The 9171-nt window shown below is 64.6% G+C and carries 6 protein-coding genes; 2 read left to right on the top strand and 4 right to left on the bottom strand.

Features of this window, described 5'->3' with window-relative positions; translation table 11 throughout:
- Positions 1-319: 319 nt before the first annotated feature.
- The gene (locus D4754_RS15245) at positions 320-4609 is read right to left on the bottom strand and encodes a calcium-binding protein (protein WP_121065090.1); all 4290 of its coding nucleotides are present in this window, start codon (positions 4607-4609) and stop codon (positions 320-322) included.
- 299 nt (positions 4610-4908) lie between these two features.
- Positions 4909-6414 (bottom strand): bifunctional AfsR/SARP family transcriptional regulator/alpha/beta hydrolase, encoded by a 1506-nt coding sequence (locus D4754_RS15240; protein WP_121065088.1) that lies wholly within the window; start codon positions 6412-6414, stop codon positions 4909-4911.
- Between the two features lie 268 nt (positions 6415-6682).
- On the opposite strand from D4754_RS15240, the gene D4754_RS15235 reads away from it, so the two are divergent.
- Together D4754_RS15235 and D4754_RS15230 are read left to right on the top strand one after the other, a co-directional pair.
- Positions 6683-7102 carry an STAS domain-containing protein gene (locus D4754_RS15235; protein ID WP_121065087.1) on the top strand — a complete coding sequence of 140 codons (420 nt, stop codon included), beginning with the start codon at positions 6683-6685 and terminating at the stop codon, positions 7100-7102.
- Between the two features lie 26 nt (positions 7103-7128).
- A complete protein-coding gene (locus D4754_RS15230) occupies positions 7129-7329 on the top strand; it encodes a YjiS-like domain-containing protein (RefSeq protein ID WP_121065085.1) in 201 nt (66 codons plus the stop codon).
- A gap of 37 nt (positions 7330-7366) precedes the next feature.
- On the opposite strand, the gene D4754_RS15225 is transcribed toward D4754_RS15230, so the two are convergent.
- The gene (locus tag D4754_RS15225; RefSeq protein WP_121065083.1) at positions 7367-7765 is read right to left on the bottom strand and encodes a VOC family protein; all 399 of its coding nucleotides are present in this window, start codon (positions 7763-7765) and stop codon (positions 7367-7369) included.
- A gap of 92 nt (positions 7766-7857) precedes the next feature.
- Positions 7858-9105, bottom strand: coding sequence for a lytic murein transglycosylase (locus D4754_RS15220; protein ID WP_121065081.1), 1248 nt, complete (start codon positions 9103-9105; stop codon positions 7858-7860).
- Positions 9106-9171: the final 66 nt, after the last annotated feature.

Raw genomic sequence — 9171 nt, 5'->3', positions numbered from 1 at the left:
AACCTTGTACGGCGGATTCTGCGTCGATGGCCATTGGATGCGGCTCGTCAGGTGAGCTGTCAAAAACACTGGAGGCATTTACCTTGCAGGTTCTGCTCTGCCTGCTCTGCCCCCGAAAACTCTGCCTTCGGGCGGTCCACCGTTGGGGCGGATCAACAACATCCGGGCCCCGGTGGCGGCTGAATGAAAGCCCAGTAGCAGGTCAGGATAACTGTGAAACCCGACAGGACCCGCCGATGCGGATCCCGTATGGCCTGGGGCGGCCACCGTAAAGGCATGGGCTTGCCCCGGCCGCTGCCGGACGGGCCGATCGGCTTGCCTAGAACAGGAACTCGATCTCAGATGCCTGGTCCAGGTCCAGCTCGTTGAAGCGGACGGAGCCCTGACCGCCAAGGTCGGCAAGGTCGAGGAGGATCGCGTCGCCCCCCGCCTTGCCCATGGCGGCGGCGACGAGATCGGCCGCCTCGGCGGAAGCCAGGTCAAGGGCGCTCAGATCGATGCTGTCGCGCGACAGTTTGAAATCCTTGATCCGGTCGGAGCCGTTCTTCAATTGCAGCACGAACACGTCCGCGCCGGCGCCGCCTTTCAGGACATCGTTCCCTGCACCGCCGTTCAGGATGTCGTTGCCCGGTCCGCCGTAAACCGCATCGTTGCCCGGTCCGCCGCGCAGGTCGTCGTTGCCGCGGCCGCCGCGGACTTCGTCGTCGCCCTTGCCGCCGAACAGCATGTCGTTCTTGCGGCGTCCGTGAAGCAGATCGTCTCCGGCGCCGCCATGGGCTTCGTCCCGGCCGCGACCGGCGAGCAGCGTGTCGTCGCCCTTGCGGCCACGCATCAGGTCGGCGCCGATCTTGCCGCGGACGACATCGTCGTTGTCGGTGCCGATGAAGGTATCCCCGCCGCGGCGGAGGTAGACTTCGCCGTCGAAGACGCCCGAGCCCCGGACGGTATCGTCGCCCGTGCCCAGCGAGATATCGCCCCGGATCACGCCGTCGTTCCGGATCGTCACGGGGCCCGCGCCATCGCTCAGGTGCAGGGCATCGCCATCGCCGCGCAGAACCAGCTTGCCACCGTCTTTCACGACAACGCTTGCCGGGCCGCCATCGATCTTCACGCCGTCGGTGCCGTGGAAAACGGCCTTGCCCGCGATCTTCAGGTGCGCCGGATCGCCGGGTTGGGCCAGCAGGGTCAGTCCGTGATCCGTGGCACCGTCATCCGGCAGGCGCGAGACGAAGGTGTCGCCCGCCCGAACCACCGCCCGGTCGTCCATCAACAGGGGCACGAGGGACTTCCCCTCAAGCGTGTCGTCGACGATCGGCGACAGGGGGGTCAGCCGCGCCGTCAGGTCGTCGTGATCGCGGGTGCCGGCGCCGTCCTCGAAGGCGAAGAAGTTCTGGCCCATCAGGCGCAGGGCGTCGCCGTCGCCTGCGTCGCCGTTTTCGGCCGGGGAGAAGATGACGTCGCCGTAACGGGTCAGCAGGACTGGGGTGTAATAGCCGGTCTCGCCGGTGACGGTCCAGAAGTCGGAGGTTTCGAACGTGCCGCGGCCGCGGACCAGGAATTCCCCGTCCATGCTGTCGCGGACGGCCGCATTGAAGCCGCGTTTGCCGTGCTCGACGCCGCCCACCGACCAGCTGCCGTCGGTCGCGTCGATGTCGACCCGGACAAAGCCCATGCGATTGCCGCCCTCGGCATCGCCGGCGAGATCAACTTTGATCTTTTGGCCCTTCTGGACATAAACAAAGGGTTCGCCCATCTGGCGTTGCGCATCGGCCAGCAACGCCGCGCCCGACAGCGTGTTGTCGACCTGGGCGCTGAGCCGGTGATCACCGACCTGCACAACGGCCTTGCCATTGGCCCGGGTGGTCACGGTGGCGTCGTGGGCTTCGCTGTCCCAGTCATCGGCGGCGAGGGAGATGAAACGAAGGTGCATCTCGGTCGGCAGGTAGACGCTCTGCGCGCCCTTCAGGCCCGACCCGCCCTGCATCGACAGGCCGCCGACCGTTGTCAGCGTTGCGTCTTCGACCGAAACGTCGCCCGTCTGCCCCGTGCGGGCATGGACCAGCGCGCCGCTGGCGTCCGTCAGCACCACGGCGACGGCGGCCCCGGACTCCGACGGGGTTTCCTGGGCCCCGATCCTGATCCAGTTGCCGTCGATCCCGTCGCCCGCTCCGTTACCGGCCGCAAGCCTCAGCGCCTGCCCGCCCTGCGCCGCACCCAGCTTCATCTCGGCCACGTCGACGGTCAGGGTGAGCGGGCTGCTTTCTTTGCCAATCGCCGATGTCTGGGACGTGTCGCTGGCCAGATATTCCTTCATCGTGACAACGTAGGTGCCGTTGCCGACATGCGTGGGAGTCGTCGTCCACGCGCCGTCCAGATCGGCCGTCGTCACCAGAGGTGTCGCCGCGGTGGTTGCGCCGGCTTTGACCATGGAAACCTGCGCGAAGTTCAGTGCGCCGATCTTGTTGGTGTAGCCTTCGATCCACGTCTTGGTGTTGATCGTGTTCGTATCGTGGAAATCGTTGTCGCCGGTCCAGCCGAACGCAAGCTCTGCGTTTTTCGTCGCCGTGGCGACGGGATTGGTCATGCTGGTCTGACCCTCCAACCCGAAGAACAGGGCATGGTCGATCACGCCCACGACGGGCGCTGCGGGGGTGGCGAAATTCTGGGCGGTATTGAACTCCAGCAGTTCGGGCGGCAGCGTCGACGTGGTCGAATACATGAAGTTGACGTCGAACGTGATCGTGCCCTTCCCCGTCACTTGCGACGGTGAAATGGTTGCCAGCCCGTCGACGCCCAGCACGCCTTCCTGACCCTCGTAGAGCGGATTGACGAACTCCGTTCCGTTGGTCGTGGTGTAAAGATTAAACGTTTTGGACTCCGCCGTGCCCGGCTCACCGACCGTGATCCTGGTCCAGTGCACGCCGGCATCCACGCCCGGGAAATTGGTGATCAGCATATAGCCTTCGGTCTTGTCGATCCCGGGCTTGCTGACCGAATACTTGCCATTGGCGGCGGTGATGCCCCATTGCTGCCACAGCGAATCCGTCCCGGGATCGATGGTCACCGAATCCCAGATCTCCTTACCCTTGGCAGTCTTGCCGGCGTAGAATTCCAGCGTGATCTTCGTGTTGTCCTTCAGGATCATGTCGGCGTTCTGGAAGTTGAACCCGACCGAGGCCCCCGAGGTGTTGGTGTCGCCGGCGGCCGACGACGTGTAGTCGTCGCCTTTGGGCGCCACGTAATTATAGATCTTCGTCGGGGTATACCCGTCCGGCGTTTCGCTATCGTCATAGATCGTCAGCTTCAGCGTCGGGACGTTCTTGGGATCTGCCGGGTTGGGCTCGGACACCGAAATAAGCGGTCCGCCTTCCTGATATTGCGACATCAGAGCGTCGGAATAGCCCGACCCGTAGGAATTGCTGATGTTGAAGAAGGCCTGCGAATAGTGATCGTAGAACGTCGGTGCGCCAGAGGCCGTGTATTCGCCGAACGCGTAGGTCGGATCCCAGTTCGTGTTCGTGTTCAGGTCGATCTCGGTCGTGTCCTGACCATTGATTGAATTCGCTTTCTGACCGTAGTAGCCCCCCGTGAACCCGGTGATGAACTGCGCCAGCACCGCGCCCCACTGGTTGTTTTCGCCCGTGTTCATGGTGGCGGGATAGCCATTGCTGTTGAAGATCGCATTGTGGTTTTCGATCTCGAACGGCGCGGGGCTTCCCCCATTGTAGACGCCGGCATTTCCCAGCGTCGAATAGATGCTGTTGGCGAGATCCGCCTCGGTCAGCTGGATATCGCCCTTGATCTGGCTCGACTCCTCTGGTGTCAGCCAGAACACGGACTCCGGCGTGCTCCATTCCAGCGAATAGGCGTAGTAGCCGCTATTGTGGTAAATGCCATTGGCATCCGGCGCACCGTTGAAGAAACCGGAAATCACGATGTCGCCGTTCGATGTCTTCAGGATGTCGATATAGGCATCCCAGTCCGACGCACTGTAGTTGTCCAGCCCTTCGGGCAAGGCGACGGTGGGCGAAATGGCCATGCGGTCCTGGCCCTTGAGCGGGCCTTTGGTGTACTTGTCCACCGCTGTGCCCTGTGTGGCCGCGCTTTGCAGGTTGGTGAACAACGTGGACGCGTCGATCTTGTAGCCCACACTGGCCGAACTGCCGCCCTCGTAAGGCACCTCCAGCTGCATGGGCAGGCCGAACCCGTCGATGGACGTCAGGTTGGCCTTGTCGTCGGCACTGTTCTGCAGCGTGACCTCAAGGCTATCATATCGGAAGTCGTGCGACTTCGCGTTGTCCCAGTTGATGTCGCTCTGTTTCTTGACGGCCGTTTTGATGTCGGAACCCGATCCGATCAGGATGTAGACCTTGCCGGCCTTCATTTCCTGGAACGTGCCATTGACCGTCTTGGTCAAAACGACGTCACGAACCCCGCTGCCCTGTATCGCACCGTTGGCGACAAGCGTTGTCCAGTTGGGGGATCCGTTCGCGTCGAAGAAAACGGCATAGGCATCGACGCCGGGATGCTTCAGTGTCTTCTGAAGCGTCGGGGACAGCGTGATTTCAAGCGTTGTGTCATTGACGACAACAGGTTTGGTCTTGGCCATGTCGCAGGTCCTCCGCAGGCATAATACGTCGGGCAGGGATCGCTGCGGTCGGGCAAGACACAATCGCGATGCGCGCGCCCGAGCCACGGCCCGTGGTGTTTTTACGGCGCCCTTCGGTTGAGCATAGAAAGCGCCGGTTTCCAAAAGGTAGCCGCCGCACGATGCATTGTTAAGCGGGTTCTTCAGCCACAAATTTCGGTTTCATCGACAATCGGGCTGACGCTGCGTCCGCCGCGCAGCTTAAGCGGGCAACCGGGATTCTGGCACACGCATATGACGAGGCGCGCTATCGGACGCGATCAGATCCCGTGATCGGCCAGAAAGCTGCGGATATGGCCCATACAGGCGGTCCACGCGGGTTCGTATTCGACCAGCACGTGGTTGTCGCTGTCCAGCGGCACGAACCGCGCATCGGGAATTTCCGACGCGATGAAACGCCCCTGCTCTACCGGGATGCGGCGGTCCCCCAGCGCGTGGAGCACGATGGTGGGCGCGCGGATGTCGCGCAAGCGGTCGCGCACGTCGATCTCGCCGAACGCGTCCTGGAACCGCGCGGCATTCTCGGCCGAGGTCGTCAGCCGCTGGAATTCATCGAACCACAGCAGATCCTCGGGCGAGGCACTGGGCATGAAGGTCTGCGAGAAGATATGCCGATAGGCCGGGTTCTCCGTGCCCCAGCCGACGGTGGTCAACTGGCGGACGGCCTCGCGCCGGGCGATCTCCTCGGCAGTGGCATGGTGGCGCCAGCCCGAGGCATAGCCGCCGATCAGGATCAGCCCCAACACGCGGTCGGGATGGCGCACGGCGTATTCCACGCAAACCGCCGCGCCCTGGCTGATGCCCAGCAACGGAAACCGCCCCAGCCCCAGCTTGTCGACCACCGTTTCAAGATCGGTCACGAAGGCATCGAAATCCAGCGCGCCCACGTCCCAGTCCGACAGCCCGCAGCCCCGTTCGTCGTAGCGCACGAAGGTCCTGTCGCGGGCGATGTCGGCGAAACAGGCGCCCCAGATGGGCGTGTTCCAGTCGTGTTCGATATGGGTCAGCCAGTTGGCGGCCTTCACCAGCGGCGGCCCCTTGCCCACCGCGGCATAGGCGATGGTGGCATCGTCGGGTGACCGGCAGAATCCGATCTGCTGCTCACGCAGATGGGCGCGGCGGTCTTCGGGCGGGAATTCGGTGGCCGTTTCCGGCACCGGGACGGCCGCCAGCCGGGCCGGTGTGGCCCGGGCGGCGTCGGGGTCTGCCGCGTGCCATAGCCTCGACCATTTCTCTGCCGCCGCGCGCGATGCCTCGGGGTGGTTGACCAGCCGGCGCAGCACCTCGGTCCGGTCGGCGGCGGCATCCTGCCGTTCGGCCATCAGCCACGATCCGAACGCATCGTCCCCGGCCCCGTCCAGCCCATCGAGCACGACCGACCCCAGAAGGTCCGCCGCCTGCTCGAGCGCCCTCAGGCCAAGCGCGTCCGGGCCCTCCCGCAGTTGGCGGCGAATGTCGCGCAGGTCGATCTGCAATCCGTCGCTGTCGAAGCGCACCCTCTCCCGATCCGCGATGATGCGCACCCGGTCCGGCGTGTCGACCGATTTGCGCAGCTTGCTCAGCGCCCATCGCAGCGCGGCCTTGGGATCGTCGGGCAGGTCCCAGAACATCTCGCACAACCGTTCACGACGGTGTGGCCGGTCGGTGGTCACCAGGAACGCCAGCAGCGCCCGCGCCTTCCTAGACGCGGGCAGGGCCACCTCGCCCGCGGAATCGCAGACGCGCAGTTCGCCCAGGACAGAGATACTCGAAACACCGGAGTTCATGAGGGACTGCCTGACGTTGTCAAAGGGCGAAATCAATAAAGGTTAACCTTACCCCGCCAGGCCGGCCGGCGGAATACAACGCTGCGGTTTCGCTGAAACAACCGTCATTACAACGGTGGCGTCAACGGTAGCCCTCCAAAAGCGGATCGTCGACCGGTCTTGCCCGGCGACCGTCCCGCGGGACGACCATTCAGCCACTTCAAGCAGCCGTGCAGCCCCCGCAAAGAAGGGGCCGGGCGTTTTTCTACTTTCTGGAGGACACTCCACCATGACGATTGAACTTGAGCCAATGGACGACATGACGATCGTCCACCTGTCCGGCCATTTCGACGGACAGTCTACCGGCGATCTGTGCGATGCGCTGGTCGCTGAAGTCCGAAAGGGCCGGCGCGACATGCTGGTCGACTGCGCGCCCGGTACGACCATCGCCCGGACCGGCTTCCGGGGGCTTGTGATTGCCGCAAGCCTTGTGCGCGCGGGCCGCGGCAGTTTCCGCATCGTGGCCGATGCCGAACTGGAAAGCTGGCTGCGCAAGGTCAGCTTCACGCACCTCTTTTCCGTCCACCACAGCCGCGAAAGCGCGCTGGCGATGTTTGGAAAGCCGCAGCCGCCCGCACCGGTTGCCGCAAACACCCCCCACTGCCCGTCCCATCTGGATGACCGCCGCCTGGCGGACGTTCTGTGGTGAGATGCCGAGACGAAAGGATTTTTCCAATGACCATGTTCATGACCGATACCACCCTCCGCGCGCCCCGGACCTCTGTCCGGCGCACGCTTGCCCGCCTCTGGGCCGCACAGCGCCAAGCCGCCAAGATGCGGCGCGATTATCGCAGGCTGCAGGACATGCCGGATTACCTGCTGGCGGACGTGGGCCTGACCCGCGGCGACATCCCACGCCGGCGCTGGCCCGTGTAAAACGGACAGCGGCGCCCCGCTGGCGCCGCTGTCGCGTTCAGGTGGCTTCGGTGAAGCTCTTGAATTCTATCGGGTTGCCGAAAGGATCGCGGAGGAACATCGTCCACTGCTCCCCCGGTTCACCCGGGAACCGCAGCGTGGGCGGGATCTCGAAATCGATCTCGTGCCCGTCCAGTCGCGCGGCGAGGGCCTTGAAATCCTCCGCCCTAAGGATCGCGCCGAAATGAGGCATGGGCACCATGTGTTTGCCCACATGGCCCGTGGGCGCGGTGGCGAAGGGGTCCCCCAGATGCAGCGAGATCTGGTGGCCGAAGAAATCGAAATCGACCCACGTGTCGGTCGACCGGCCTTCGGGGCAGCCCAGCACCTCCCCGTAGAAGTGCCGTGCGACGGTAAGGTCGGTTACGTTGTAGGCGAAGTGAAACTGGCCCTGCATGCCATCCTATTCCCAAGTGGTGCGGCTGGCCGTAGGGTGCGTGGTCTCCATGCACCACTCCCCGGCCAACCGCTGTTGCACCAGCTGACGCCCTACCCCAGCGCCCGGACCAGCGTCACCGAAGGTTGCCCCGTCACGGCCAGACCGTTGGCGCGCTGATAGTCCTCGATCGCTGAAATCGTCTTCGATCCGATCACACCGTCCGGCGTGCCGGCATCGAAGCCCTTGGCGTTCAGCCCGGCCTGCAGGGCCTTCCGGTCCTCGATCGACAGCCCGTACTCGTCATCCGGGAAACTGCCCACGAGCGGCCCCGCACCGCCGAGGCGATCCGACAACCGCCCGACACCGATCACGTAGTTCACGGCATTGTTGTAGCGCGCCAGCACCTCGAAATTCCGGAACACCACGAAGGCCGGGCCCGACGGCCCTTCCGGGATAAGGAGCGAGGCCGAACCGTAATCCGGCACCTGCCCGCCCGTGGCCTTCCGCACCCCCATCGCGTTCCACGACGCCACGCTGCGGTTCCGGCCACGTCCTGCGACCGAGGTATCGAAGCCCGCGGGCAACACGACCTCGACCCCCCAGGGCTGGCCCGTCCGCCAGCCGGCCTTGGCAAGGTAATTCGCGGCCGAGGCCAGCGCGTCGGTCGGATCGGCATCCCAGATGTCACGCCGTCCATCGCCGGTGAAATCGACGGCATAGGCCAGGTACGAGGTCGGGATGAACTGGGTGTGCCCCATGGCGCCGGCCCAGCTGCCCTTCATCTTGGCCGGTGTCGTATCGCCCGTCTGCAGGATCTTCAGCGCGCCCATCAGCTGGCTTTCGAAGAACTCCCCGCGCCGTCCGTCATAGGCCAGCGTCGACAGGGCCGAGATCACGGGCGCCGAGCCGCGGCGCGTGCCATAGCGGCTTTCCACGCCCCAGATCGCGGTGACGACCTCCTTGTCGACACCGTAGCGCGCCTCGATCTGGCTCAGCACGTTGTTGTAGCGGTTCAGTTCCTTCTTGCCGTCCGACACCCGTTCGGGGCTGGCGGCGATGGCCAGGTAGTCTTCCAGCGTGCGCTTGAATTCGGTCTGGTTCCGGTCGCGTTCGATGACGCCCGGAAGATAGCCCGCACTGGCCAGCGCCGGGTCCAGAACCGAGGCGTTGATCCCCCGTGCCGCCGCCCTGCCCCGGAAGCCCTGCAGCCAGGCGTCGTAGCCCGCATTGGGCACGGCAGCCCATGTCTTGTCGGGCGCATTCGATATGCTGCCCCCGCCGCCGCCGCACGCGGCCAGGGCCGCCACGGCAGCCGCCGCGGCCAGCCCGTTCACGAATATCCGTCTTGAAATTTGCATCTGCTCTGCCTCTGTCCCGCTTCAACAAGGGATCTCTGGACCATCGATACCGTCAATCGCCGTGTT

Source organism: Chachezhania antarctica, from assembly GCF_003646465.1.
Taxonomy (GTDB): Bacteria; Pseudomonadota; Alphaproteobacteria; order Rhodobacterales; family Rhodobacteraceae; genus Chachezhania; species Chachezhania antarctica.
Note: the sequence above shows the minus strand (reverse complement) of the source record. Positions and strands in the feature narration are given on the sequence as shown.